The sequence below is a fragment of the Treponema sp. R6D11 genome (assembly GCF_054786075.1).
Window position 1 is genome coordinate 1 of sequence record NZ_BDHD01001391.1, and the last position, 312, is coordinate 312.

At 42.6% G+C, this 312-nt stretch carries 1 protein-coding gene; it reads right to left on the reverse strand.

All coding sequences use genetic code 11. The features are described 5' to 3' along the window. Positions 1-110: 110 nt before the first annotated feature. The coding region (locus ACYVTD_RS18885; protein ID WP_461249115.1) for a RuvC family protein at positions 111-312 on the reverse strand (202 nt) is incomplete at its 5' end.

A 312-nucleotide genomic window follows, 5' to 3' on the forward strand; every position in this document is an offset into this window, starting at 1 on the left:
GTAAATAGGTAGGGTCTCATTTGCAAACTTGCCACCGGCACGCACATAACCCGAAGCAACCGCAAATTCCATTCCCTTATCGCGGACTTCGTCTAGGTCAATCTCTATTCTCATAGATTGTGGGCACTCCCGTAAAGTGCTAGAAACAAGCCATCGGCATCGCCGTGTTTTTTAATTTCACATTCCAGAATGGGAAATCTCTCTACCCCTCTTTGTAGACTTGCTTTTTTTAAATCCTTACTTCCCTTGATATTTGGTAAAAACTCCTTCTGCCACTTTTTGCTATCAACAACCTGATAGGAAATTTGCAAC